The organism is Planomonospora sp. ID91781, from assembly GCF_015711595.1.
GTDB classification, from domain to species: Bacteria; Actinomycetota; Actinomycetes; order Streptosporangiales; family Streptosporangiaceae; genus Planomonospora; species Planomonospora parontospora.
In genome coordinates, this window is sequence record NZ_JABTEY010000001.1 from 3,675,029 (window position 1) to 3,699,395 (window position 24,367).

Below are 24,367 nucleotides of genomic sequence, written 5' to 3' on the forward strand. Positions count from 1 at the left end.
CGGTTCTCCCGGGCGGTTCTCCGGACGCCCCGGCGTCTCCGGACGCCCCCTCCGGGGTTTCCGTACCACAGGACATATCCTGGACATCTCCTCCGAACATCTGTGAAACCTGTCCAGGACACCCTGGGGGCCAGAGAGAGGTGATCGGGATGATGTTGCGGCTACGGGTGTCCTTCCCCGACAGGCCGGGCGCCCTGGGGCAGGTCGCCCGGGTGCTCGGCACGCTGGGCGCCGACATCCTCCAGGTGACGGTCCTGGAGCGGGAGACCGGCCGGGCGGTGGACGACTTCGTGGTCTCCTGGCCGGGGTCGCCGGACACCGCGACCGTGCGGGACCGCCTGTCCGCGGTCCCGGGGATCCGCGTCGAGGGTGTCTGGCCGACCCGCGAGGTCCCGGGGGCCGCTCCCGACTACGACCTGCTCCGCCACGTCGCCACCGACCCCTCGCGGGCCTTCGCCACGCTCGTGGACGCCGTGCCCGACCTGGTCGGCGCCGAATGGGCGGTGGCCCTCTCCTCCGACGGCGACGGCCTGGTGCACCGGAGCTGGCAGGCCCCGCCCTCCCTCGACGAGGGCGGCGGCATCGCCGGCGTCAAGCTCGCCGACCTCGCCTCGCTGCGTCCCGCCGCCCTGGCGTCGGGCTCCCACCAGCTGATGAGCCTGCCCGTCCCCGCCGCGCGGATCCACCTGGTGCTGGCCCGGACCGCGGGCCCGTCGTTCCACCGCGCGGAGGTGGACCGCGCCGGCCGGGTCGTCGAACTCGTCTCCCTCATCGCCGGCCTCTGACCCCGCCCCTGTCACGTTCCAGAGGGCTGTCACGTTCCAGGAGACGGGGTACGGCGTGCTCGTCCGGTCCGGCGGTGGAGCGGGCTCAGCGGTGCGGCGGGTCGATCCGGGAGCCGTCGGGTGCGAAGAGCAGCAGGCGGGTGGCGTCGACGCCGACGCGGGCGGGCTCCCCGGCCCGCCAGACGGGGCGGGAGCCGACCCGGACGATGAGGTCGGCCCGGCGGTGGGTGCCGCTGGACTGGTCCTGCGCCTGGTACTGGGGCTCGGCCTGGTCCTCGCCGTTCGACAGCAGCCGGCGCATCATCGCGCGGATCCGGCCGCCCTGGGCGGGGTCGGCTCCGCGGGCGTGCAGCCGGGGGTCCGGGGGCTCGGGGACGCTCACCGAGGTGATGCCGGACTCGACGTAGGCCATCCACTCGTGGCCGTGGTACTCCAGGGCCCGGACGCGGCCGAGGAAGACCGGTCCCTCGAAGGTGTCCGGCACCGGGGCCAGGCAGTCGGGGCGCAGGCCGACGATGATCTGGTTGCCGACGTGCTGGGAGATGGCGTAGGCGCGCGGATCGCTCCACGGGATGGTGATCTGGTGCGGGCCGAAGTCCAGCAGGATGAACTGGTTCTGCGGCGTGCGCACGACCGCCGAGAGCAGGTTCAGCTGCTGGGAGTTGAGGAAGGCCGCGGTGAAGGCGGTGGCCGGGTCGTTGTAGACCTGGCCGGGGGTGCCGACGTCCTGCAGCACACCGCGGTTCATGATGGCGATCCGGTCGGCCAGGGTCAGCGCCTCGACCTGGTCGTGCGTGACGTAGATGGTGGTGACGCCCAGCGAGCGGACCAGCGAGCCGATCTCCATGCGCAGTTCGGTGCGCATGCCGGCGTCCAGGTTGGACAGCGGCTCGTCCATCAGGAAGAGCGAGGGCTGCCGGACGATCGCGCGGCCCATCGCGACCCGCTGCCGCTGGCCGCCCGAGAGCGTTCCAGGGCGGCGGTCCAGGGTCTCGTCGATGTGCAGCGCCTTGGACAGCTCGGTGACGCGCTCCCGGACCATCTCCGGATCGGCCTTGGCGATCTCGAGCGGGAAGGAGAGGTTGCCGCGGACGGTGCGGTGCGGGTAGAGCGCGCCGTTCTGGAAGACCATGGCGACGTCGCGGTCACGCGGGGCCAGGTCGTTGGCCAGGCTGCCGCCGAGCCACAGGTCGCCGGAGGTGACGTCCTCCAGCCCCGCGATCATCCGCAGCAGGGTGGACTTGCCGCAGCCCGACGGTCCGAGGAGCACCAGGAGCTCCCCGTCCTCGGCCCGCAGGTTCATCCGGTCGACCGCGAGGTACCCCCCTGGGTACACCTTGGTCACGTTGTCGAGGACGACGGTACTCATGCGCGCTCGTTCCTCCCGGACGAGGATGCCCGGATCCAGCCGTGTGATTGATGAGGTAGTACATCGCGCGATGTGGCTTTGTGTCCATAGATGCCACCAGAAATCACACATCCGCAGGTCACAACTCTGTCACCGCCTTGTTCCCGTCTCGTCAGCCGGACTGATTCGTGCCGCCGATTCCGGACATTTCGCCGTCGTCCCACCCGCCGGACCCGGTGGGATGTTAGTATTTTCGGAAACTTTACGTAAGAAATTTCACAACGGGCCGGGGCGGGCCGCCCGGCTTGCCGTCTCCTCCGCCCGCATGGTGAGGTGGGTTCCGATGGACGGTGAAGTGACGCAGATCCCGCGCTCGCGTGCCGACGGGGCCGGCACCCGTCTGGCCGACATCGCCGTGCAGGCGGGGGTGAGCGAGGCGACGGTCAGCCGGGTGCTCAACGGCAAGCCGGGGGTCTCGGCGGCGACCCGGCAGGCGGTGCTGGCGGCGCTCGACCTGATGGGCTACGAGCGGCCGCAGCGGCTCCGCCAGCGCAGCAATGGCCTGATCGGGCTGGTCACGCCGGAGCTGGACAATCCGATCTTCCCGGCCTTCGCGCAGGCGATCGAGAAGGCGCTCACCCAGCACGGCTACACGCCCGTGCTCTGCACCCAGCTGCCCGGCGGCGCGCCGGAGGACGAGTTCACCGAGCTGCTGATGGATCGCGGGGTGAGCGGCATCGTCTTCGTCTCCGGGCTGCACGCCGACACCACGGCCCGGATGGACCGCTACACCCGGCTCATCGACCGGGGGCTCCCGATCGTCCTGCTCGACGGCTACACCGACCAGATCGACGCGCCCTTCATCTCGCCGGACGACCGGCTCGCCGCGCGGCTGGCCGTGCAGCACCTGGTCGACCTCGGGCACGAGCGCATCGGCCTGGCCCTCGGCCCGCGCAGGTTCGTGCCGGTCGTCCGGAAGATCGAGGGTTACCGGCAGGCGATGTCCCAGCTGCTCGGGACGACCGAGGTGGACGAGCTGATCTCGCACTCGCTGTTCTCGGTGGAGGGCGGCCAGGCCGCGGCGGTGAAGCTGCTGGAGCGCGGCTGCACCGGCATCGTGTGCGCCTCGGACCTGATGGCGCTGGGCGCGATCCGGGCCTGCCGGGACCGGGGTCTGTCGGTCCCGGGCGAGGTGTCGGTGGTCGGCTTCGACGACTCGCCGCTGATCGCCTTCACCGACCCGCCGCTGACCACCGTGCGCAAGCCGATCGGCGCGATGGCCTCGGCGGCGGTGGAGACGCTCCTGGAGGAGATCAACGGCGCGCCGGGCAAGAACATGGAGCTGATGTTCCAGCCCGAGCTGGTCGTGCGCCGCTCCACCGGCTCCGGCCCGCTGGTCAACCGCTGACCCTTCCACCACCGTCGGCCCGACCGCCGGCCCCTCCGCTCCACCCGCTCCGAGCCCCAGGCCTCCGGCCGCCCACCGCCTCGGAGCCCTCACCGCCTCCGGCCCCCTCCGTACGGCCGGCCCCTCCGGACAAGGATCGTGAACCGATGACCCACGACGTCGTGGTGATCGGCGGGACGGGCGTGGACACCACCGCCTACGTGCCCGCCCTGCCCCTGCCCTACGCCGACACCTACGCCGTCCCGCCGGTGGTCGACCGGATCGGCAACACCGGCAGCGGCGTCGCGCTCGGCTGCCACGCGCTCGGCCTGCGGGTGCGCATCGTGGACCTGGTCGGCGACGACCCGCAGGGACGCCTCATCCGGGAGCACTTCGCGGCCCGGGGCGTCGACGCGGGCTGGGCCACCGCCCCCCAGGGCACCCGGCGCAGCGTCCTGCTCGTCGGCCCGGACGGGCGGCGCACCTCGCTGTTCGACCCGCGCGCCGAACCGGGCGAGCGGCTCCCCCGCGAGCTCTACCTGGACGCCGTCCGCGACGCCCGGCACGTCCACGTGTCGATCACCGACTTCTCCCGGCACGTCTACCCCGACCTGGCCGGCCGCCCCGCCGCCACGATCTCCACCGACCTGCACGACTGGGACGGGGAGAACGACCACCACCGGGACTTCGCCCGCTCCTCGGGGCTGGTCTTCCTGTCCGCGGCCGCGCTGGGGGACCGGCGGGAGGAGGTCATGCGCGCCATCCTCGCCATGGGCCGGGCCGAGACCGTGGTCTGCACGGCGGGCGCCGACGGCTGCCACGTGCTCGACTCCGGAGGGCTGAGGCACTTCGCGGCCGCGCCGCTGCCCGGACCGGTGGCCGACAGCAACGGCGCGGGCGACGCCTTCGTCAGCGGATTCCTGTACGGCAGGCTGCACGGCCGCCCGGTGGAGGAGTGCGTACGCCTCGGCGCGGTCGCGGGGGCCCACGCCTGCACGGTGACGGGCACCCACGAGGACCCGATCACCGAGAAGGCCCTGCTCGACCGGGCGTAGCGGGCGCCGCCGCGGTCCCACGAGGAAGGGAGGGCCGCGGCGGCGCGCTCCGCCGCGGGCGGGCCGCGCCGGACCCCGGCCGCGCACCGGGCCGGACGGGCCGGCGGCCGGGGCGGGCCGGAGCGATCAGCGCGAGGAGCCCAGCTCCGCCAGCAGGGCGGCGGCCTTCTCCCGGTAGGAGGCGACCCCCGCGAGCTTGACCTCCTCGTAGCCGCGGATCACCTCGGGCAGCTCGGCCAGCTCGCGGACCCGGTCCTCGGTCTGCGGGGTCAGGCCCGCCAGGGCGCGGTGCACGTCGCGGGTGTACTCGGCGACGAGCTCCCGCTCGACCCTGCGCACCCCGGCCGCGCCGAACGGGTCCAGCCTCGTGCCGCGCACCCTGCGCATGCCGTACAGCAGGCGGAAGGCCGGGTCGAACCAGGAGCCCAGGCGGATCTTGCGCTTCATGCCCATCGCCCGCAGGACCGGGGGGTGCAGGTTGTAGGAGATCTTCGCGCCGGGCCCGAACTCGGCGGCGATCCTGGCCCGCTCGGCCGGGTCGAGGTGCAGGCGCGCGACCTCGTACTCGTCCTTGTAGGTCATCAGCCGGTGCAGCTGCCGGGCGTAGGCCTCGGTGACGGGGCAGCGGTCCGGCGTCTCGCGGGCGAGGACCTCGCGGACCGCGTCGGCGTACCGGGCGGCGTAGCGCAGGTCCTGGTAGGCGACCAGGTCCGGCACCCGGACGGTGAGGATCCGGTGCAGCTCGCCGCCCTCGGCCGCGCCGACCGACTCGACCAGCCGCCGGACCGCGTCGCCGAGGGGGCCGTCGGGGGCGCCGGGGCCCGCCGGCGGGGCGGAGGCGTCACCGGAGACGGCGCCGGTCGCCCGCGCCACCGCCTCCGGGTCGGCGACGACCGCCCGGCCCCAGTGGAAGGCGGCCACCGTCTTCTCGGCCGACCTGCCGCCGCCCGCCCGGATGGCCCGCTCGATCGACCGGAGGCTGAGCGGGATGAGCCCGCGCTGCCAGGCCGCGCCGACCACGATGGTGTTGGCCGGCATGTGGTCGCCGAACAACGCCTGGGCGACCTGCTCGGCGTCGAGGTAGACGTTCAGCTCGCGGCGGGTCCGCGCCTCGAGCGCGCCGATCGGCGAGGCGGTGTCGGTCAGGTTCGTCGCCGGGTCGAGCACCATGGAGCCGGTCGGGACCAGGCTGGTGGAGACCACGGCCACGGTCCGGTCGCGGTCGGCGGCGCGCAGGTGGCGGGGGTCGGTGGCGCCGATCAGGTCCAGCGCCAGGTAGGCGTCCACGCTGGCCGCGCTGGCCCGGCCGGACCGCTCCCCGTCCTCCCCGGTGCCCTCGCCGCCGTAGATGACGACGTCGGAGACGACGGTGCCGCCCTTCTGCGCCAGGCCGGTCTGGTCGAGCCCCCGGGACCGCTTGCCGTCCAGGAGGGCGGCGGTGCCGAGGACCTGCGCGACCGAGACCACGCCGGTGCCGCCGATGCCGACCAGGCGGACGGTGGTCTCGCCGGTGCGGGCCTCGGGCTCGGGCAGGGCCGGGGGAGCGGGTACGGCGCGCCGCTTCGCCTTCCCCTTCGCGGGCACCACCGTCAGGAAGGACGGGCAGTCGCCCTCGACGCAGGAGTAGTCCTTGTTGCAGGACGACTGGTGGATCTCGGTCTTGCGGCCGAACTCGGTCTCCACCGGCAGCACCGACAGGCACTCCGACTTCTTCGCGCAGTCGCCGCAGCCCTCGCAGACCCGCTGGTTGATCACCACCCGCCGGGCCGGGTCGGGCAGCGCGCCCTTCTTGCGCAGCCGGCGCTTCTCGGCGGCGCACTGCTGGTCGTGGACCAGCACCGTCACACCCGGGATCGCGGCCAGCTCGCGCTGCGCGTCCTCCAGGGCGCTCCGGTCGCGCACCTCGGCGATCTTCGCCAGCCGGACGCCCCGGTAGCGCCCCGGCTCGTCGGTGGTGACGATCACCCGGCGCACGCCCTCGACCTCCAGCCAGCGGGTCAGGTCGGCCACCGCCAGGGACGGCTGGATGGTCTGCCCGCCGGTCATCGCGACCGCGCTGTTGTAGAGGATCTTGTAGGTGATGTTGACGCCCGCGCCGACCGCGGCCCGGACCGCGAGCGAGCCGGAGTGGTGGAAGGTGCCGTCGCCGAGGTTCTGGAAGATGTGCGGGGTGTCGGTGAAGGGCGCCTGGCCGATCCACTGGGTGCCCTCGCCGCCCATCTGGGTCAGGCCGGTGAGCGTCCCCTTGCCCTCGGGGTTGAGCACCACCATCGTGTGGCAGCCGATGCCGGCGCCGACGGGTGCGCCGTCCGGGACGGCGGTGGAGCGGTTGTGCGGGCAGCCGGAGCAGAAGAACGGGGTGCGCTGGGCGGCGAGCAGCTTCAGCGGCTCAGGCCGGGAGATCACCGCCAGGCTCCGGGACACGCGGTCGCCGAGGTCGGAGGGGTCCTGCTCGGTGGCGACGCCCCTGCGGCGCAGCCGGAAGGCGATCGCCTTGGCGGCCAGGTCGGCGTCCACGCCGCCCGCCTGCGGGATCAGCCGGGCGCCGTTCTCGTCGAGCTTGCCCAGGACGCGCGGGGCGTCCGCGGTGCCGTACAGCACGTCCTTGACCAGGGTCTCCAGCAGGGGGCCCTTCTCCTCCACGACCATGATCTCGTCCAGGCCGCGGGCGAAGGCCCGGACGATCTCCGGCTCCAGCGGCCAGAGCATGCCGATCTTCAGCAGCCGGACGCCGGCCTCCTCCGGCGTGATGCCGAGCTTGCGGAAGCCCTCGCGCACGTCGTGGTAGGCGGTGCCGGAGGCGGCGATGCCGAACCGGGCGCCCGCGGGGTCGGCGGTGATCCGGTTGAGGCCGTTCTCCCGGGCGTAGGCGCGGGCCAGCTCCGTGCGCGGGCCGACCAGGGTGCGCTCCATCTCCAGCGACCACGGGGTGAGCAGCGTGCCGTTCGGCATGTGCCGGTACGGCCTGCCCTCGTATTCGACGCCGTACTCGACACCGTTGTCGTTCTTGACGCCGGGCATGACCGGGACGACCCGGTCATGCCCGACGCTCACGGTGGCGGTGCCGTCCACGACGTTGGAGACGGCCTTCACCGCGACCCACAGGCCGCTCGCCCGCGAGGCCGCGATGGCGTGGCGGCCCAGGTCGAGCAGCTCCTGGACGCTGCCAGGGTGGACGATCGGCATGCCGAGGGCGGCGAGCGCGCTCTCGGTGGCGGAGGGCAGGGTGGAGGACTTGCACGTCGGGTCATCGCCGCAGAAGGCGATCAGGCCGCCCAGCGGGTGGGCACCGACGAAGTTGCCGTGCCGGAAGGCGTCGGCCGCGCGGTCCACGCCGGGGGCCTTGCCGTACCAGACGCCCAGCACGCCGGCCCTGCGCGGGCGGGGGAGGGTGGGCACGAGCTGGCTGCCCCAGACGGCGGTGGCGCCCAGCTCCTCGTTCTGCCCGGGGCGGTGCACCACGCCGAGCGGCTCGGCGTGCTCGCGGGAGCGGGCCAGCTCCAGGTCGAAGCCGCCGAGCGGGGAGCCCGGATAGCCGGACACCATCGTGCCCGTGTCGAGTCCGGCGCGGCGGTCGGCGCGCATCTGGTCGAGGATCACCCGCACCAGTGCCTGCGTGCCGGTCATGAAGACCTGGCCCTCGTCGAGGAGGTACCGGTCGTCGGGAGTGATCTCGCGTGGATCGGCGAAGATCGTCATGCTGGTGGTCCCGTCTGTCGGCCCCGCTTGGATTGCGGCAAGGTTATGTCAGAGGGACCGGAATCCGATGCCAACATTCGCGGTGGTCAACGCCTCGATTAGCATCATTCGCCATGGACGCAACGGACCGCGCAATTCTCAGCCACCTGCAGGTGGAGGGGCGGCTGAGCAACCTGGAGCTGGCCGACCGGGTGCGCCTGACGCCCTCCCCGTGCCTGCGCCGGGTCCGGAACCTGGAGGAGACGGGGGTGATCACCGGCTACCGGGCCGTGGTCGACCCGGCCGCGGTGGGGCGGGGCTTCCAGGTCCTCGCCTACGTGGAGCTGCAGGGCCAGGACGCCGAGACGGTCACCGCCTTCGAGGCTGCCGTCATGGAGATCGACGACGTCGTCGAGTGCCTGCGCATGTTCGGCCACCCGGACTACGTGCTGCGGGTCGCGGTGCCCGACATGGAGGCGTACAGCCGGCTCCGCCTGGAGCGGCTGGGACGCCTGCCCGGCCTGGACAAGCTCACCTCGCAGATCGCGATGAAGGCACTGAAGCCGGGAGGCGTCCTGCCGCTGTGAGGGCCGCTGCGAGGGCCGCTGTGAGGACCGTCGCGCTCGGAGCCGCCCCGCCCCCCGCGGCCCCGCCCGCCGCGGGCCGCCCCGGGCGGGCCGGTCCGGTTCCGCCTGTTGACGGCCGGTTCGACATCCACCGCTTCGCCGGGCATCCTCCCCACCCGCATGTGGCGTTCGGGTACGGCCCGCACCGCTGCCTGGCCGCCGCCCTCGCCAGGGTCGAGCTCACCGGGGCGGTCAGGGCCCTGGTCGCCCGGCGCCCCGGTCTGCGCCTGGCCGGGGCACCCGAGTCGGTGGCCTGGACCGACGGCCTGGTCTACCGGCCGGTCGCCATGCACGTCACCACGGGGGGCGGCGCGCCGGAGCGGCCGGGATCCTAGTAGGAGGGACGGCCGGGCTCGCCCCGGTCGCCGCGGTCGCCCTCGAACTCGATGCGCTCCTTGCGGACCTGCTCGGAGACGGCCTCCTCGTCGGCGACCTGCTCCTTGCCCAGGCGGACCCGCTCGACCGGGACGGTCTTCTTCTCCACCGTCGGCCTCTCCTCGTGCAGGGTCACCTCGTGCTCGGCCTCGCTGATCTCCGGGCCGCTCAGCGACTCGTCGAGATTGGCGTCGGTGATCGGCTCGCGCTCCAGGCGGACCTCCTCGCGGGTCACCGGCACGCTCATCTGCTGCTCCTCGGTGACCACGTACTTGCGCAACCGCGCCCGGCCGGTCTCCTGGGTCTCGGTGCCGACGTCGAGCCGCTCCTCCGAGCGGGTCATCGCGTCGTCCCGGCCGCCGAGGTCCGAATCCGCGGTTCCGGAGCGGCCGAGGGTCTCGTCTCCACGGAGGTCCGAGCCCGTGGTTCCGGAGCGGCCGAGGGTCTCGTCCCCGCGCAGGTCCGAGCCCGCGGTTCCGGAGCGGCCGAGGGTCTCGTCTCCACGGAGGTCCGAGCCCGTGGTTCCGGAGCGGCCGAGGGTCTCGTCCCCGCGCAGGTCCGAGCCCGCGGACCCGCCCGCGCCGCGGCGCTCGTCCTCGGTGAGGCCCAGGCCCAGGCGCTCGCGTTCGCGCTCACCGCCGGAGTGCGCCCAGCCGCTCTCGCCCGGCCGGTTGGCCTCCTGCCAGGAGCGCTCCCAGTCGATGTCGTAGTAGCGGTAGAGCTCGCGCTCCTCCTCGGCCGACAGGTGGCCGCCGGCGTCGACGTCGACGTTGGGAGCGTGCTTGACGCGGTCCTTGTCGTAGGAGACCTCGATGTGGTCGGAGACCACGTCGGCCGCCCGCGTCGGGACGAAGGTCTCCTTGGTGCCGAACAGGCCCGTCTTCACGCAGAGCCACTCGGGGCGGCCGGTGGCGTCGTCGAGGTAGACGTGCTTGACGTCTCCGATCTTGTCGCCGTTGGCGTCGTAGACGGTCTGGTCGATCACTGTGTTGATCTGCTCCAGAGTGATCATGGATTTTCTCCTCGATTGCCCTTTTTGTCCCTTTCGTTGGAGGGCCATACCACTGTCGGTCGGAGAGAAACCTCTCCGGCCGGAGGATCGTCGGGCGGCGAGCCGGCGCCGGGATACGCCGGTCGGCGAGGGCGAGGGCGAGGGCGAGGGCGAGGGACGGTGCCGCCCCGCCCCGGGGTCAGGGCGCGTCGAAGCGGATGGCCCGGAGCAGGTCGGCCGCGGGGCGGTCCAGGATCGTGACGCTCGCCGCCGGGGGGAGCGCACCGGTCCGGGCCCGCGCGACCAGCGTCCGCCAGCGGCGGCAGTGCCGGGCGAAGAGCGGTCCGGCCACCACCCGCCCCCGGGTGACCTGCCCCTCGCGGGCGGTCTTCGGCTCGACGTCGAGCATGATCAGGTGCAGCCCGGTGCCGTTCAGGCGGGCGATCCAGGCCAGGCCGTACAGGATGTGCGGCCAGGTGCCCCGGCTGTGCGCGACGACGGCGTGACCGGCGAGCAGGGCGCGGACGATGCGGGCCATGTGGGTGGTGTGCACGACGGGGGTGCGCAGGCGGACGGGCAGCGACGAGAGGCGGGGCGCCCACCAGGCGCGGGACTGGCGCGAGTCGATGACCTGCGCGCCTCCCGCCGCCACGGGCCCCGTCTCGTCGCCGCGCAGGCCGTACAGCCGGTCCAGCAGGGTGCTCTTGCCCGCGCCGGGCAGGCCGGTGAGCAGCACCAGGGAACCCGCCGGATAGGCCAGGTCCCGGACGGACGGGGGGCAGGCCGGGGTGGCGGCCATCGCGTGCACCTCGCAGGGGGTCGGGAGACGTCCTCCCATCATGCGTGCCGGGGCGCGTCCATGTGCGGGTGAACGGCCGGAGACCTCTGCGGACGTGCGGTGCCGGACGCGCGGTGCCGCGCGTCCGGCACCGGGTCTCAGGCCCGCAGAGGCCGCCGGGGCGCCGCCCACGGTCACGGCTTGCGCGCGACGACGCCGAACTGGGCCACTTCGGAGGGGGCCTCGCCGAGGTCGGCGAACTCGGGACGCCAGCGCGAGCACGACACGATGCCGGGCTCCAGCACCTCGAGGCCGTCGAGGAAGCCGGCGATCTCCCGGCTGCCGCGGGCGGTGATCGGCGGGGTGGCGTGCTCGTTCCAGAACCGCATGGCCTCGGCGTTGGCCTCCCCGCCCAGCTCCAGGGTGGGATGGGTGAGCACCAGGTGGCTGCCGGAGGGCACGGCGTCCATCAGCCGCCGCACGATCCCCCGGGCCTCTCCGGTGTCGAGGATGAAGTTGAGGAGCCCCAGCAGCATGACCGCCACCGGCCGGTCGAAGTCCAGCGTCCCGGCGGCGGCCTTCAGGATCGCGCCGGTGTCCCGCGCGTCGGCGTCGACGTAGTCGGTGGCGCCCTCGGGTGTGCTGGTGAGCAGGGCCCGGGCGTGCACCAGCACCATCGGGTCGTTGTCGACGTAGACGATCCGCGCGTCCGGTGCCATCCGCTGCGCCACCTCGTGGGTGTTGTCGACGGTGGGCAGCCCGGTGCCGATGTCGAGGAACTGGCGGATGCCCGCCTCGCCCGCCAGATGGCGGACCGCCCGGCCCAGGAACGCCCGGTCGGCGCGCGCGACGTGCACGATGCCGGGGAACATGCCGAAGACCCGTTCGCCGACCTCGCGGTCGGCGGGGTAGTGGTCCTTGCCTCCCAGCCAGTAGTTCCAGACCCGGGCGTTGTGCGCGACGCCGGGGTTCAGCCCGCTCGGCCCGATGGGGGCCCGCTCGTCCTCCTCCACACGCCCTCCTCGGCGTCCGTGCCTTCGTCGATCATGATGATGATAGTGAATTGTCTGCTTATGGGGCCCGGCTCGCGCTGCTCGTCCCGATCCTGCGCGGTACGGCTGACGCGGCCGTGCAGGCGTGGAAAACTTGACCCGGCCGGATGGGGCGGTTTTGCCGTGGAGGGAGCGGGCTTGCGTACAGTTCCGTCGGTAGGCGACCACACCGAGGACCACGCCTCCGAGCGCGGGCAGTCGGGTCCCACGGTCCTGCGGATGCTGGTGGGCGCGCACCTGCGCCGCCTCCGCACGGCGTGCGGGATCACCCGCGAGGAGGCGGGGAGGGCGATCCGGGCCTCCGACTCCAAGATCAGCCGGCTGGAGCTGGGCCGCACCGGGTTCAAGCAGCGGGACGTGGCCGACCTGCTCACCCTCTACGGCGTCACCGAGGAGGCCGAGCGGGAGACCCTGCTCGCGCTGGCGGTGCGGGCCGGAGCGCCGGGCTGGTGGCACGAGTACGGCGACGCGGTCCCCCACTGGTTCGACGCCTACCTCGACCTGGAGCAGGCCGCCTGCGTCATCCGCACCTACCAGCTCCAGTTCGTCCCCGGCCTGCTGCAGACCGAGGACTACGCCCGCGCGGTGATCGCCTCCTCCTCCCGGGACGCCTCCCCGGAGGGGATCGAACGCCGGGTCGCGTTGCGGATGCGGCGGCAGCGGCTGCTGCACCGGCCCGATCCGCCCAGGTTCTGGGCGGTCATCGACGAGGTGGCGCTGCGCCGTCTGATCGGGGGACGCGCGACGATGCGCGCCCAGATCGAGCGGCTCATCGAGCTCGCCGAGCTGCCCCACGTCACCATCCAGATCATGCCGTTCGGCGCCATCGGCCACGCCGAGACCGCCGGGCCGATCACCGTCCTGCGCTTCCCCGAGGGCGAACTGCCCGACGTGGTCTACCTGGAGCAGCTCTCCGGCGCCGTCTACCTGGACAAGGAGGCCGACACCGCGCGCTACCGGTACGTCATGAACCGGCTGAGCGTGGAAGCCGGGCAGCCGTCCGAGACGGCCGAGATCCTGCACCGGATCCTCGCGGAGACCGACCAGTCCGGCTGAGCCCGCCGCCGTCGAGAGCCCGGCCCCCGCCGGTTCCGCGCGGCGGGCCGTACCCGCCGCGCTCGCCGCGACCCGGCCGCGGACCCGCCGGAGCCCGGCGGCCTGCGCGGAGTGTCCCTTTCCGCGGGGAGTTGGGCTATGGTCGGAGGCGATGAGGGAACCGCGGTGGGGCACACGCAGGCCCACTGCCGTAGCGGCCGTGGTGGGCCTCGTCTTCGTGGTCCTCTTCTTCGCGGTCGCCCCCTCCTCCTGGTCCACCGGCCGGCGGTCCGCCGACGCCGGGACCAGCCTGCAGATCCCCCACACCGGCGGGACGCACCAGTCGACCGCCCCGAGGGTGCTGGCGGGCGGCGCCGAGCACCTGCCCACGCCGGGACAGCTGCGTTCCCTGCCCGCCGTGGGAGAACCCGCCGCGCTCCTCGTCCTGCTGCCGCTGATCCTGCTGGGCGCGGGCCCGGTGACGGGTTCCCGGCGCTGCGCCCGCCGGGTCGTCACCCCGCGCAGCCCACCACTGCCCTAGCGTTCTCCGTCCTTTCCCGGACCTCCGCCGAGCCCGCCGTACGCGGCCTCGACGGGGGTCTCCCGGCTGTGCGTCCCGCGCGGTTCCGCGCGTCCGCCGCCGGCCGGGACCGGATCCCACGGTGACGGGCCGCGACCGGCCCGAGCCGTCAGCGAACCATGCAAGGAGTCGGTGTCGTCATGGGTGACATCAGATCGGCGAGCAGGCTGCTGGGCGAGTACCAGCGGCACACCGCGCAGTTGGAGGAACTGCGCGCGCTTCTGCACGAGCGGCTCACCGCCGCGCGGGAGGAGTGGAGCGCCCTCACCGAGGGCGGGCGCGGGCCGGAGCGGCCCGCCGGGGACGGGCCGGTCCCGCTGGCCTGGGGGCGCGCCGAGCGCGCCAGGACGGCCGTCGCCGAGATCGAGGCGGCGATCGAGCGGCTGGACTTCGGGGTCTACGGCACCTGCGGCCGATGCGGGACGTTCATCGCGCTGGAGCGGTTGCGGAGCGTCCCGCACACCCGCCGCTGCGCCGCCTGCGACGACGGGAGGAAGTGAGATGACCGTCGGGACCCATCTCAGCAGCGTCCAGCTCGGCACGATCCGGGAGGAACTGGAGGAGCAGCTGTTCCGGTGGAACAAGCGGCTGGCCGAACTGGAGGCGGCGGTGAACGGCGACGCGGTGGAGGTGTCGGAGAAGGCGGAGCTGCTCGCCGACATCGTCTCCGCGGAGCGGAACGCCGCCGTGGTGCGCGACGCCCTGGCGGGGATCACCGGGCTGACCTACGGCCGATGCGACGGCTGCGGTTCTGCGATCCCCTACGAGCGGCTGAAGGCCAGGCCGCTGGCACGGCTGTGCGTGCAGTGCCAGCGCAGCCACGAGACCCGCTGAACCGCTGAACCGGCGTCACCGCGGCCGCGGTGACGCCGGTGACGCCGGAGACGGAGATGGCCCATGACCGCCGCGGACGGCGGGGCGGACGGATGCCCGGCGGTCTCAGGCGGCCGGGCGGAGCGCGGCGGCCTCGGCGGCGAGCTTCTCGATCCGGGCGTAGTCACCCGAGGCGAGGGCGTCGGCCGGGGTGAGCCAGGTCCCGCCCACGCAGCCGACGTTCGGCAGCGCGAGGTAGTCGGGAGCCGTCGCGAGCTTGATCCCGCCCGTCGGGCAGAAGCGCACGTCGGGCAGGGGACCGCCCAGCGACTTCAGGTACGGCAGGCCGCCCGCGGCCTCGGCCGGGAAGAACTTCATCTCGGTCAGCCCGCGCTCGGCCAGCGTCATGACCTCCGACGCGGTCGCGACGCCGGGCAGGAACGGCACGCCGCTGCCCTCCATGGCGTCCACCAGCGCGGCCGTGCTGCCCGGGCTGACCAGGAACTTCGAGCCGGCCTCCACCGAGGCGGCGACGTCGCGCGCGGTCCGGATGGTCCCCGCGCCGATCACGGCCTCGGGCACCTCGGCGGCGATCCGCCTGATCGCCTCCAGCGCGGCGGGGGTGCGGAGGGTGACCTCGATGACCGGCAGGCCGCCCGACACCAGGGCGCGGGCCAGGGGCACCGCGGTCTCCAGGTCGTCGATCACGACGACCGGGACGACCGGGGCGATGTCGAGCAGACTCATGCGTACTCCAGGTTGGACGTGTTCGCCAGGCGCTGGGCCAGCCAGGCCGCCGCGCCGGTGAGGGCGGGCTGCGGAGCCACGATCAGCGTGGTGGCGATGGCGGACAGGTAGTCGTCAAGGGTCGGGGTGGCCTCGAACCTGCGGCGGAAGTCGCTGGCCAGGACCCGGTCCACGATACGGGGCAGCACGCCGCCGCCGAGGTAGACGCCGCCGCGGGCGCCCAGCGTCAGCGCGACGTTCCCGGCGAAGGTGCCGAGCAGGCCGCAGAAGACGTCGACCGTCTCCGCGCAGAGGGAGTCGTCGAGCCGGTCCACGATGTCGGCGGGGGCCAGGCGCGGCGCGTCCACGCCGCGCACCAGCGCCAGGGCGCGGTGCAGCCGGGTCAGGCCCGGTCCCGACAGCAGGTGCTCGGCCACCACGTGGCGGGCCCCCTCGGAGTGCAGCGCCCGGACGATCTCGCGGTCCCGCTCGTCCAGGACCGGCACGGTCACGTGCCCGCCCTCGCCGGGCAGGGGGATCCATCCCTCCGCCGCGGGCACCAGGCCCGCGACGCCGAGGCCCGTCCCCGGGCCGAGCACCGCCTTGACCCCGTGCGACGGCTCGGGACCGCCGAAGGAGACCAGGTCGTCGCCGGCCAGGTGCGGCAGCGACGCGGCCAGCGCCTCGAAGTCGTTGAGCAGCTCGACGTGCGGGATCCCCAGATCGCGCACCGAACCCGACCACCCGGCGTTGGTCAGCCGGTAGCGGTCGCCGTCCACCGGGCCCGCGATCGCCAGACAGGCCGCTCCCGGCCGAACTCCGCCCGCATGGTCTGCGAGATAGGCGGCTACGGCTTCGGGGAGCCCGTCGTGGTCCCGGCCGGCCAGCACGGCCACCGACTCCGGCCGGCCACCGGGCTCGGTGACCAGCCCGAACCGGGCGTTGGTGCCGCCGATGTCGGCGACGAGCCAGGGGTGGCTCATGCGTCCCCTCCGTCGGACGGAACGGCCTTCCCGGCGTCCTCGGCGCCCCCGGTGTCGGTGTTCCCGGCGTTCCCGGCGTCCGTGGCGTCCACGGTGCCCGTGGCGTCCACGGTGCCCGGGGCCGATCCGGCGTCCGAGGCGCCCCCGGCGGAGCGGGCGAGGCTCTCGGCGCGGCCGTTGAGGGCGAAGATGCCCGCGCCGCGCTCGGCGGGGCCCGCCGCGGCGCGGAAGGCGGCGAACAGCTCGCGGCCGGTGCCGACCCACTGGGCGTCGGTCAGCGGGGCGCCCTGCGGGGTGCGGGCGGCCAGCTCGCCGGCCGGCACCAGCAGTTCCAGGGTGCCCGCCGTGGAGTCGAGGCGGATCGGGTCGCCGTCCTGGACCAGCGCGATCGGACCGCCGTGGGCGGCCTCGGGCGACAGGTGGATGGCGGCCGGGACCTTGCCCGACGCGCCCGACATGCGGCCGTCGGTGACGATCGCCACCCGCTGGCCGCGGTCCAGCAGGACCGAGAGCGGCGGGGTGAGCTTGTGCAGCTCGGGCATGCCGTTCGCGCTCGGGCCCTGGTAGCGGATGACCGCCACGAAGTCCTGCCCGTCCAGCTCGCCCGCCTCGAAGGCGCGCAGCAGCTCCAGCTGGTCGTCGAAGACCTTCGCCGGGGCCTCGACCACCAGGTGCTCGGGCTTGACGGCCGAGACCTTGATGACCGCGCGGCCCAGGTTGCCGTCGAGCATTAGGGTGCCGCCGTCGGGCGAGAAGGGGTCGCTCACCGGCCGCAGCACGTCCAGGTCGCCGCTGCCCTCGGTGCGCTCGGTCCAGACCAGCTCGCCGTCCTTCAGCTCGGCCGCGGAGCGGTAGTGGTCGAGTCCGTGTCCGGCGACGGTCAGCACGTCGCGGTGGAGCAGCCCGGCGTCGAGCAGGTCGCCGATGAGCACCTGCATGCCGCCCGCGGCCTGGAAGTGGTTCACGTCCGCCTGGCCGTTGGGGTACATCCGGGTCAGCAGCGGCACGGCCTTCGACAGGGCGGCCAGGTCGTCCCAGAGCAGCTCGATCCCGGCCGCCGCCGCGATGGCGACGATGTGCATGGTGTGGTTGGTCGAGCCGCCGGTGGCCAGCAGCGCCACGCAGGCGTTGACGATCGCCTTCTCGTCGACGACCTTCCCGACCGGGGTGTACTCGTCGCCGTGCGCGGTGATCTCCACCGCCCGCCGGCCCGCCGCCTTCGTCAGGGCCTCGCGCAGCTCCGTGCGCGGGTTGACGAACGTCGCGCCCGGCAGGTGCAGGCCCATGACCTCGACCATGACCTGGTTGGAGTTGGCGGTGCCGTAGAACGTGCAGGTGCCGGGGGAGTGGTAGGACTGCGACTCGGCGTCCAGCAGCTCGTCCTTGCCGACCTTGCCCTCGGCGAACAGCTGCCGGGTGCGGGCCTTGACCTTGTTGGGCAGGCCGGAGGTCATCGGCCCGGCGGGCACGAACACCGCGGGCAGGTGGCCGAAGTGCAGCGCGCCGATCAGCAGGCCGGGCACGATCTTGTCGCAGACGCCCAGCATGAGCGTGGAGTCGAACATGTCGTGGGAGAGCGCGATCGCGGTGGCCATCGCGATGACCTCGCGGCTGTAGAGCGAGAGCTCCATGCCGGGACGGCCCTGCGTGATGCCGTCGCACATCGCGGGGACCCCGCCGGCGAACTGGGCGACGCCGCCCGCCGTACGGACGGCGTCCTTGAGGACCGCCGGGTAGGTCTCGTACGGCTGGTGCGCCGAGAGCATGTCGTTGTAGCTGGACACGATCGCCACGCCGGGCCTGACGCTCGCGCGCAGGGCCGGCTTGTCGATCCCGGCGGCGGCGAAGCCGTGGGCGAGGTTGGCGCAGCCCAGGCTGGAGCGGGCGGGGCCCCGCCCGCGGGCGGCCTCGGCCTCGGCCTCCAGGCGCGCCAGGTAGGCGCCGCGGCTGGCGCGGCTGCGCTCGATCAGGCGGTCGGTGACCTCTTGGACGACGCGGTTCATCCGGCCTCCTCCATCGGTGTGGGTGTCGGTTCGCTCGGTCGGGTCGGTCGGGGCGGAGCCGTCGTTCACGCGGGGTCCTCCTCGTGCCAGGCGCGGCCGCTGCGGTCGACGAGCTCGTGCGCTCCGGCCGGGCCGGAGGTGCCCGCCGGGTACGGCTCGGGCAGCATGCTCTGCGACTCCCACTCGCGCAGGATCGGGTCGATCCACCGCCAGGCGGCCTCCACCTCGTCGCGCCGCATGAACAGGGTGGGGTTGCCGGCCAGGACGTCCATGAGCAGCCGCTCGTAGGCGTCGGGCACGCGGCCGGAGAAGGTCTCGGCGAAGCTCAGGCTCAGCGGGACCGGCTTGAGCGCCACCTCGCCCGCGCCCGGCTCCTTGGCCATGATGTGCAGCCGGATGCCCTCGCTCGGCTGGAGCCGGAGGACCAGCCGGTTGGGCGCGCTGCCCGGGAAGATCGAGTGCGGCACGTCCTTGAACTGGATCACGATCTCCGAGCACCGGTACGGCATGCGCTTGCCGGTGCGCAGGTAGAACGGCACGCCGGCCCAGCGCCAGTTCTTCACCTCGGCGCGGATGGCCGCGAAGGTCTCCACCCGGTGGGAGGCCTCGGTGGGAGGGGTGCCGTCGGGCTCGTCGAGGTAGCCGGGGACCTGCACGCCGCCGGACTCGCCGGCGGTGTACTGGCCGCGGACGGTGAAGCGGTCGACCTCGCTGCCGGTGATCGGCCGCAGCGACTCCAGGACCTTGACCTTCTCGTCCCGGATGGACTCGCGGTCGTTGCGCGCCGGCGGCTCCATGGCGACCAGGCACAGGAGCTGCAGCAGGTGGTTCTGGACCATGTCGCGCAGGGCGCCGGCGTGGTCGTAGTAGCCCCGGCGGCCCGGCGTGCCGACGGTCTCGGCGACGGTGATCTGGACGTGGTCGATCCAGAGGGAGTTCCAGATCGGCTCCAGGAACGCGTTGGCGAAGCGGAGCACGAGCAGGTTCTGGACGGTCTCCTTGCCCAGGTAGTGGTCGATGCGGAAGATCTGCCGCTCGTGGAAGATCTCGCCGACCTCGTCGTTGATGTGCCGGGCGCTGGCGAGGTCGCGGCCGAGGGGCTTCTCCAGCACCACCCGCGAGGCGGGGGTGACCAGGCCGGCGCGGTTCGCCTCGCGGCAGAACGGGCCGAACGTCATGGGCGGGCTGGCCAGGTAGAATACCCGGTCCCGCTCCTCGTGGCCGGCGAGCAGGGCGCCGAGGCGCTGCCAGCCGGTGGGGTCCTCGCCGGAGATGTCGATGGTGACGTGGTGCAGGCGGTCGAGGAACCGCTGCCAGACGCCGCGGTCCCCGGCGTCGTCCACCGGTACCGAGGAGCGGACCTCGGCGTCGACCTTGCCGCGGAAGTCGGCGTCGTCGAGCCCGCCCCGGGACATCGCGATGATCCGGGTTCCGGGGGCGAGCAGCCCGTCGCGGTCGCAGTGGTAGAGCGCGGGGAGCAGCTTCCGCATGGAGAGGTCGCCTGTGCCGCCGAAGACGATCAGGTCGGCGGTCTTGGGGGTCTCGGACATGAGGGAGCTCCGTGGTGATCTTCCGGTTTGAGGATAGATCGGACACTAGCCGTGTCTTGTGCTTTACACAAGCGGAGTTTTGTCATCTGAGATGAGAAAGTCGGAACCTTTCATTTCCAAAGGGGGTGTGGTTCACTTGGCCGATGCCTCGACGTCCCGCAGCCGCGCTCGCCACGAGCGGCGAGGTGCTCCGCCTCATCCGCACCGGTGAAGCCGTCACCCGTGCGGACATCGGACGCGTCACCGGCCTGTCCCGGCCCGCGGTCTCCCTGCGCGTCACCGAGCTGCTGGACCGGCGTCTGATCGTGGAGGACAACGAGGGCCCCTCCACCGGCGGGCGCCCGCCCACCCGCCTGGCCTTCAACGCCGCCGGCGGCGTGGTCCTGGTCGCCTCGCTGGGCGCCAGCCGCGCGCAGATCGCCGTCTGCGACCTCGCCGCCGGAGAGCTGGCCCGCGCCGACCTCGCCGTCGACGTGGAGGAAGGGCCCGACGTCGTGCTGCCCCTGGTCATGCGGACCTGGGAGGAGCTTCTCGGCGACCGCCCCGCGAGCCTGATCCGGGCCGTCGGCCTGGGCGTCCCGGCGACCGTGGAGTTCGCCGCGCGCCGTACCGAGAGCGCCCGCATCATGGCGAGCTGGACCGGTGTGGCCATTCCGCCGATCATCGCCGAGCGCTTCCCCGTGCCGGTCTTCCTGGACAACGACGTCAACGTCATCGCCATCGGCGAGCACCGCGCGGTCTACGCCGGCCAGGCCGACGACCTGCTGTTCATCAAGGTCTCCACCCGGATCGGCTCGGGCGTCATCGCGGGCGGCGAGATCCTGCGCGGCGCGCTGGGCGCGGCCGGGGAGATCGGCCACATCCCGGTCCGCGACGGCGGGGGAGTGCTCTGCCGCTGCGGCAACACCGACTGCCTGGACTCGGTCGCCAGCGCCACCGCGATCCTGCGCAGGCTGCGTTCCCGGGGATACGAGGTCAAGACCCTCGCCGACGTGGTCGCCCTGGTCCGGGGCGGGGACGCCGAGACGATGACGGTGATCCGGGACGCCGCCCGGATGCTGGGCGAGGTCGTCGCCAGCGCGGTCAACATCCTCAACCCGGCCGTGGTCGTCCTCGGCGGCGACGTCGCCGAGACCTTCCAGCCGCTGGTGTCGGGGGTGCGCGAGGTCGTCTACCGCCGCTCGACCGCGCTGTCCACCCGCAACCTCCGCATCGAGCGCAGCCGCCTAGGCCCCGGCGCGGGCATCGTCGGCTGCGCCCACATGGTCCTCGACCACGTCCTCTCCCCGGAGGCGGTCGACTCCCCGCCCTGACCCGCGGGGGCACGGCGCCCCGGCACGCACCGTGCCCGCGCGACGGCGTGGGGTGCCCGGATCCGGGGCAGGGTGCATTGATAGTGGACGTCGTGCGGAGCGGATTCGGGGAGCGGTTCCGCCGGGCCTCCCGGACGGGGATGGCGCTGGTGGTCCTCATCGCGCTGCTCGTCGCCGTGACCGGCACGGCCCTGTCGGTCTGGGTCGGCGCCGCGCTGCGGGAGGCCCAGCAGCACGGCGCCGAGCAGCAGCTGGACCGGCGCACGGCCCTGGTCACCGACGCGGTGGCGACAGAGAGCGGCCGGTACGCCGACACGCTCCGCCTGCTGGCCGCCGCGCTGGGGTCCCACGCACGGCTGACGAAGCCCGAGTTCGACCAGACGACGCGGGTGCTGGAGGACATGCGGCTGGCCGGGGCGACCTCGATCGCCCTCATGGTGCCGGCCACCGCCGAGCAGATCCCGCGCGTGCAGGAGTTCTGGCGCCGCCGCGGCGTCCCGGACCTCGTCCTGAACGCCGAGGGGCGCGAGCGCGAGCACGTCTTCTCCGTCCTCAGCCGGTCACTGGACGGGTCCACCCGGACGGCGATCGGCGTCGACGCCAGCCAGGCCCCCGAGTCCGCCCGCGCCCTGGCCGAGGCGCGCCGCAGCGGCCAGGTCACGGTGTCCGACACCTACCGGCTGATCCGCGACCGCTACCTGCCGCCGGAGCGCAGGCAGCTCTCGATCGTGCTGACCGCACCGGTCTACGGGCCGGTCGAGGGCGACCGGAGGCCGTTCGTCGGCTGGGTGCTGATGGGGGTGCGCGGCCAGGACTTCATCGGCGCGACCCTGCGGCGCGCCGCGCAGGGGCTGAGCGACGTGCGGCTGCTCGCCCGGCACGGGGACGGCTCCCTGGTGCCGATCGCCGAGCTGCGCGGCAGGGCCCCGCGCGAGGTCCCCCGGGACCTGCACCGCACCACCTCGGTGCAGGTCGCCCAGCGCCACTGGCAGCTGGAGATCGCCGCCGCCTCCGCGCTGCTGCCCGGCGCGCACAGTCCCCTGCCGCTCACCGCCACGGTCGCGGGGACCGCGTTGAGCCTGCTGCTGGCCGCCCTGGTGTCCGCGCTGGGCGGCGGCAGGGCACGGGCCCGGGCCCAGGTCGTGGCGGCCACCGCCGGGCTGCGCGCCGCCGAGGCCGACGCCCGCCGCCAGGCCGGGCTGCTGGCCGCGGTGCTCGACAGCGTCAGCGACGGCGTCGGCGTGGTCGACGGGCAGGGCCGCTTCCTGATGAACAACCCCGCGGCCGGGGAGATCCTCGGGGTCCCGCCCGCCGCTGGAGGGCCGGAGAGCTGGCAGGACCACTACGGCATCCTCCTGCCGGACGGCAGCGCGCCGTTCCCCGTCGAGGACCTGCCGATGACGCAGGCGCTGGCCGGGCGGCGCGTGGAGCAGGTGCCGATGATGATCCGCAACCGGGCCCATCCCGAGGGGATCGTCCTCTCCGTCTCGGCGCAGCCGCTGGACCCGTCGGGCGGGCAGTCCGGCGCGGTGACGGTCTTCCGCGACATCACCGCGCTGCGCGAGCACGAGGCCGAGCTGGCCGCGTTCGCGGGAGTCGTCGCCCACGACCTGCGCCGCCCGCTGACCGCGATGCGCGGGTTCATCGAGCTGGTCCGCGACGAGCTGGACGAACTGGCCGGCGAGCACTCCCGTGAGCCCTCCGGGGCGGCCGGCGCCGGAGGGGCGCGGGAGCCGGCGGTGCGGGCCGTGGCCGGCGAGTGCGTGCGCCACCTGGACCAGGCGCTGGCGGGCATCGCCCGGATGGCCGGCCTGATCGACGACCTGCTGGCGTACGCCACCGCCCGGGACGCCGCGCTCCAGCCGAGGGAGGTCGACCTGGACGCGCTGGTGCGGGAGGTCGCCGCCGAGCACCTGACCGCGGCCGCGGCCGAACCCGGCCGGCCCGCGCCCCGGATCGGCGTCGGCCCGCTGCCTGCCGTGCACGCCGATCCGCCGCTGGTCCGGCAGCTGGTCGACAACCTGATCGGCAACGCGGTCAAGTACGTCCGGCCCGGGCAGGGCGCGGAGGTGGAGGTCCGATCCCTGCCGGCCCCGCCGGGGCGGGTGCGGATCGAGGTGGCCGACCGGGGCATCGGCATCCCGCCGGGCCAGCACCAGGCCATCTTCTCCGGGTTCCACCGCGCGGTCGGCGGCTACACCGGGACCGGCCTGGGCCTGGCCATCTGCGAGCGGATCGTGGAGCGGCACGGCGGTGAGATCACCGCCGAGGACAACCCGGGCGGCGGCGCCCGGTTCCGCTTCACCCTGCCCGCCGCCGAGGATGAACCCGCCGTCGAGCACGGACCCGGTGCCGAGGACCGGCCCGGAGGGCCGTCCTGAGCGGTACCGTTCCGAGCGGGGTCAGCCCGCCTCGGTCATCCCCCCGCGCTGCTCGCGGTTCCGGTTCTGCCGTCGGACGGCCATCCCCATGTCCACGGCCGCCACCACGGCGAGCACGGCCATCACCGCGGTTATCCAGACGAGACCCGCGGCGAAGCTGAGCACGCCGATGGCGATGGCGGCGATCATGGCGAACGAGCCCAGCCGGATATGGACCACGTCGCGGGGCGTCGCCGGGACCATCGTCTTGCCGGTCCTGGACGTCTGCTCCGGACGCTGCGGTTCGTGAGTCATATCGCACCCTCCTCCGTATCAGACCGCTCCCGTACCCACGGCGACCCCTCCCATGCGCCCTCCCGCCGGCAGGGCCGTACGGCCGCGCGGCGGTGGGAGGCTCCGGCGAATGTTCCCGCGCGGGGCGGGAAGGGGCGACGGGCACGAGGACACGGACGAGCGGAAAGAGGTGATCGCGCGATGCCGGCACGCGAGGAACTGCCGTCGACCCTGCGGCGCTCTCCCAAGAAGGCGCAGGAGACCTGGATCAAGGCGCACGACTCGGCGGTGGAGACCTACGGGGAGGGCGAGCGGGCGCACCGCACGGCGTTCTCCGCGCTGAAGCACTCCTTCGAGAAGGTCGGCGACCACTGGGAGCCGAAGCAGGAGAAGGGGCCCTCCGACGCGCAGGCGCGCAAGAGCACCCCCCGGGCGGGGAGGACCGCCGAGGGGGTGGACGAGTCCGCGTCCAAGGAGCACCTGTACGGCATCGCCCGGCGCCTGGACGTCAGGGGGCGGTCGGCGATGACCAAGGGGCAGCTCGTGGAGGCCATCAAGAAGGCCAACAGGAAGCGCACGGCGGACGCCCGCTGACCTGGGCGGCCCCGGGCCCGGCGGCCGCCGGTCCCGGGGCC

General features: G+C 73.8%; 22 protein-coding genes. 12 read left to right on the plus strand and 10 right to left on the minus strand.

Translation table 11 applies throughout. The annotated features are described in order from the left end of the window. Positions 1–149 precede the first annotated feature (149 nt). Positions 150–785 carry an amino acid-binding protein gene (locus HS048_RS16615; protein WP_068894385.1) on the plus strand — a complete coding sequence of 212 codons (636 nt, stop codon included), beginning with the start codon at positions 150–152 and terminating at the stop codon, positions 783–785. A gap of 85 nt (positions 786–870) precedes the next feature. Here the strand turns inward: HS048_RS16615 and HS048_RS16620 are convergent, their stop codons facing one another. After that, positions 871–2,154: an ABC transporter ATP-binding protein gene (locus HS048_RS16620; protein ID WP_068893918.1), complete on the minus strand. Its 1,284-nt coding sequence runs from the start codon at positions 2,152–2,154 to the stop codon at positions 871–873. A gap of 322 nt (positions 2,155–2,476) precedes the next feature. On the opposite strand from HS048_RS16620, the gene HS048_RS16625 reads away from it, so the two are divergent. Together HS048_RS16625 and HS048_RS16630 are read left to right on the plus strand one after the other, a co-directional pair. Further along, a complete protein-coding gene (locus tag HS048_RS16625; RefSeq protein ID WP_068893917.1) occupies positions 2,477–3,541 on the plus strand; it encodes a LacI family DNA-binding transcriptional regulator in 1,065 nt (354 codons plus the stop codon). A 146-nt stretch (positions 3,542–3,687) separates the two neighbouring features. Beyond that, positions 3,688–4,575 (plus strand): carbohydrate kinase family protein, encoded by an 888-nt coding sequence (locus HS048_RS16630; RefSeq protein ID WP_196467396.1) that lies wholly within the window; start codon positions 3,688–3,690, stop codon positions 4,573–4,575. A gap of 126 nt (positions 4,576–4,701) precedes the next feature. On the opposite strand, the gene HS048_RS16635 is transcribed toward HS048_RS16630, so the two are convergent. Next, positions 4,702–8,274 carry an indolepyruvate ferredoxin oxidoreductase family protein gene (locus HS048_RS16635; protein ID WP_196467397.1) on the minus strand — a complete coding sequence of 1,191 codons (3,573 nt, stop codon included), beginning with the start codon at positions 8,272–8,274 and terminating at the stop codon, positions 4,702–4,704. A gap of 113 nt (positions 8,275–8,387) precedes the next feature. Here HS048_RS16635 and HS048_RS16640 point away from each other — a divergent pair, with 113 nt between their 5' ends. Together HS048_RS16640 and HS048_RS16645 are read left to right on the plus strand one after the other, a co-directional pair. Next, entirely contained in the window at positions 8,388–8,840 is a 453-nt protein-coding gene (locus HS048_RS16640; protein WP_068893914.1) for an Lrp/AsnC family transcriptional regulator, read from the plus strand. Between the two features lie 20 nt (positions 8,841–8,860). Further along, positions 8,861–9,214 (plus strand): hypothetical protein, encoded by a 354-nt coding sequence (locus HS048_RS16645; protein ID WP_230880855.1) that lies wholly within the window; start codon positions 8,861–8,863, stop codon positions 9,212–9,214. Here HS048_RS16645 and HS048_RS16650 read toward each other — a convergent pair. From HS048_RS16650 to HS048_RS16660, 3 genes are all read right to left on the minus strand, one after another. Beyond that, complete coding sequence (locus HS048_RS16650; protein ID WP_196467398.1) at positions 9,211–10,266, minus strand: PRC and DUF2382 domain-containing protein; 1,056 nt, start codon at positions 10,264–10,266, stop codon at positions 9,211–9,213. The two genes, HS048_RS16645 and HS048_RS16650, sit on opposite strands and share 4 nt — an antisense overlap. 178 nt (positions 10,267–10,444) lie before the next feature. Then, complete coding sequence (locus HS048_RS16655; RefSeq protein ID WP_068894384.1) at positions 10,445–11,044, minus strand: ATP-binding cassette domain-containing protein; 600 nt, start codon at positions 11,042–11,044, stop codon at positions 10,445–10,447. A gap of 173 nt (positions 11,045–11,217) precedes the next feature. Continuing rightward, complete coding sequence (locus tag HS048_RS16660; RefSeq protein ID WP_307832510.1) at positions 11,218–12,036, minus strand: SAM-dependent methyltransferase; 819 nt, start codon at positions 12,034–12,036, stop codon at positions 11,218–11,220. Positions 12,037–12,213: 177 nt separating this feature from the next. Here HS048_RS16660 and HS048_RS16665 point away from each other — a divergent pair, with 177 nt between their 5' ends. The 4 genes from HS048_RS16665 (at position 12,214) to HS048_RS16680 (ending at position 14,524) form a co-directional block, all read left to right on the plus strand. Next, positions 12,214–13,131 (plus strand): helix-turn-helix transcriptional regulator, encoded by a 918-nt coding sequence (locus HS048_RS16665; protein ID WP_307832511.1) that lies wholly within the window; start codon positions 12,214–12,216, stop codon positions 13,129–13,131. Between the two features lie 151 nt (positions 13,132–13,282). Beyond that, on the plus strand, positions 13,283–13,651 hold the full coding sequence (locus tag HS048_RS16670) for a hypothetical protein (RefSeq protein WP_196467399.1): 369 nt from the start codon (positions 13,283–13,285) through the stop codon (positions 13,649–13,651). Between the two features lie 179 nt (positions 13,652–13,830). Continuing rightward, positions 13,831–14,190 carry a TraR/DksA C4-type zinc finger protein gene (locus HS048_RS16675; protein WP_068893910.1) on the plus strand — a complete coding sequence of 120 codons (360 nt, stop codon included), beginning with the start codon at positions 13,831–13,833 and terminating at the stop codon, positions 14,188–14,190. Position 14,191: 1 nt separating this feature from the next. Then, positions 14,192–14,524 (plus strand): TraR/DksA C4-type zinc finger protein, encoded by a 333-nt coding sequence (locus HS048_RS16680; protein WP_068893909.1) that lies wholly within the window; start codon positions 14,192–14,194, stop codon positions 14,522–14,524. Positions 14,525–14,629: 105 nt separating this feature from the next. On the opposite strand, the gene eda is transcribed toward HS048_RS16680, so the two are convergent. The 4 genes from eda to zwf form a co-directional block, all read right to left on the minus strand. Continuing rightward, positions 14,630–15,250, minus strand: a complete 621-nt coding sequence (eda, locus tag HS048_RS16685; RefSeq protein WP_068893908.1) for a bifunctional 4-hydroxy-2-oxoglutarate aldolase/2-dehydro-3-deoxy-phosphogluconate aldolase — start codon at positions 15,248–15,250, stop codon at positions 14,630–14,632. Then, complete coding sequence (glk, locus tag HS048_RS16690; RefSeq protein ID WP_196467400.1) at positions 15,247–16,212, minus strand: glucokinase; 966 nt, start codon at positions 16,210–16,212, stop codon at positions 15,247–15,249. Before glk ends, eda begins: the two co-directional genes overlap by 4 nt. After that, on the minus strand, positions 16,209–18,215 hold the full coding sequence (edd, locus tag HS048_RS16695) for a phosphogluconate dehydratase (RefSeq protein WP_230881674.1): 2,007 nt from the start codon (positions 18,213–18,215) through the stop codon (positions 16,209–16,211). Before edd ends, glk begins: the two co-directional genes overlap by 4 nt. A gap of 65 nt (positions 18,216–18,280) precedes the next feature. Then, positions 18,281–19,765 carry a glucose-6-phosphate dehydrogenase gene (zwf, locus tag HS048_RS16700; RefSeq protein WP_068893906.1) on the minus strand — a complete coding sequence of 495 codons (1,485 nt, stop codon included), beginning with the start codon at positions 19,763–19,765 and terminating at the stop codon, positions 18,281–18,283. Positions 19,766–19,908: 143 nt separating this feature from the next. On the opposite strand from zwf, the gene HS048_RS16705 reads away from it, so the two are divergent. Together HS048_RS16705 and HS048_RS16710 are read left to right on the plus strand one after the other, a co-directional pair. Then, positions 19,909–21,078 carry an ROK family transcriptional regulator gene (locus HS048_RS16705; RefSeq protein WP_191898294.1) on the plus strand — a complete coding sequence of 390 codons (1,170 nt, stop codon included), beginning with the start codon at positions 19,909–19,911 and terminating at the stop codon, positions 21,076–21,078. A gap of 92 nt (positions 21,079–21,170) precedes the next feature. Beyond that, positions 21,171–23,459 carry an ATP-binding protein gene (locus HS048_RS16710; RefSeq protein ID WP_196467401.1) on the plus strand — a complete coding sequence of 763 codons (2,289 nt, stop codon included), beginning with the start codon at positions 21,171–21,173 and terminating at the stop codon, positions 23,457–23,459. A 21-nt stretch (positions 23,460–23,480) separates the two neighbouring features. Here HS048_RS16710 and HS048_RS16715 read toward each other — a convergent pair whose 3' ends face one another. Then, positions 23,481–23,753, minus strand: coding sequence for a hypothetical protein (locus tag HS048_RS16715; protein WP_191898295.1), 273 nt, complete (start codon positions 23,751–23,753; stop codon positions 23,481–23,483). Positions 23,754–23,933: 180 nt separating this feature from the next. On the opposite strand from HS048_RS16715, the gene HS048_RS16720 reads away from it, so the two are divergent. Further along, the gene (locus tag HS048_RS16720) at positions 23,934–24,326 is read left to right on the plus strand and encodes a ChaB family protein (protein WP_196467402.1); all 393 of its coding nucleotides are present in this window, start codon (positions 23,934–23,936) and stop codon (positions 24,324–24,326) included. The last annotated feature ends 41 nt before the right edge of the window (positions 24,327–24,367 follow it).

Bases quoted from the DNA above. Each gene is read 5' to 3' on its own strand.
- HS048_RS16615 (WP_068894385.1), top strand. From the start codon at position 150: ATGATGTTGCGGCTACGGGTGTCCTTCCCCGACAGGCCGGGCGCCCTG.
- HS048_RS16620 (WP_068893918.1), bottom strand. From the start codon at position 2,154: ATGAGTACCGTCGTCCTCGACAACGTGACCAAGGTGTACCCAGGGGGG.
- HS048_RS16625 (WP_068893917.1), top strand. From the start codon at position 2,477: ATGGACGGTGAAGTGACGCAGATCCCGCGCTCGCGTGCCGACGGGGCC.
- HS048_RS16630 (WP_196467396.1), top strand. From the start codon at position 3,688: ATGACCCACGACGTCGTGGTGATCGGCGGGACGGGCGTGGACACCACC.
- HS048_RS16635 (WP_196467397.1), bottom strand. From the start codon at position 8,274: ATGACGATCTTCGCCGATCCACGCGAGATCACTCCCGACGACCGGTAC.
- HS048_RS16640 (WP_068893914.1), top strand. From the start codon at position 8,388: ATGGACGCAACGGACCGCGCAATTCTCAGCCACCTGCAGGTGGAGGGG.
- HS048_RS16650 (WP_196467398.1), bottom strand. From the start codon at position 10,266: ATGATCACTCTGGAGCAGATCAACACAGTGATCGACCAGACCGTCTAC.
- HS048_RS16655 (WP_068894384.1), bottom strand. From the start codon at position 11,044: ATGGCCGCCACCCCGGCCTGCCCCCCGTCCGTCCGGGACCTGGCCTAT.
- HS048_RS16670 (WP_196467399.1), top strand. From the start codon at position 13,283: ATGAGGGAACCGCGGTGGGGCACACGCAGGCCCACTGCCGTAGCGGCC.
- HS048_RS16675 (WP_068893910.1), top strand. From the start codon at position 13,831: ATGGGTGACATCAGATCGGCGAGCAGGCTGCTGGGCGAGTACCAGCGG.
- HS048_RS16680 (WP_068893909.1), top strand. From the start codon at position 14,192: ATGACCGTCGGGACCCATCTCAGCAGCGTCCAGCTCGGCACGATCCGG.
- eda (WP_068893908.1), bottom strand. From the start codon at position 15,250: ATGAGTCTGCTCGACATCGCCCCGGTCGTCCCGGTCGTCGTGATCGAC.
- glk (WP_196467400.1), bottom strand. From the start codon at position 16,212: ATGAGCCACCCCTGGCTCGTCGCCGACATCGGCGGCACCAACGCCCGG.
- edd (WP_230881674.1), bottom strand. From the start codon at position 18,215: ATGAACCGCGTCGTCCAAGAGGTCACCGACCGCCTGATCGAGCGCAGC.
- zwf (WP_068893906.1), bottom strand. From the start codon at position 19,765: ATGTCCGAGACCCCCAAGACCGCCGACCTGATCGTCTTCGGCGGCACA.
- HS048_RS16705 (WP_191898294.1), top strand. From the start codon at position 19,909: ATGCCTCGACGTCCCGCAGCCGCGCTCGCCACGAGCGGCGAGGTGCTC.
- HS048_RS16715 (WP_191898295.1), bottom strand. From the start codon at position 23,753: ATGACTCACGAACCGCAGCGTCCGGAGCAGACGTCCAGGACCGGCAAG.
- HS048_RS16720 (WP_196467402.1), top strand. From the start codon at position 23,934: ATGCCGGCACGCGAGGAACTGCCGTCGACCCTGCGGCGCTCTCCCAAG.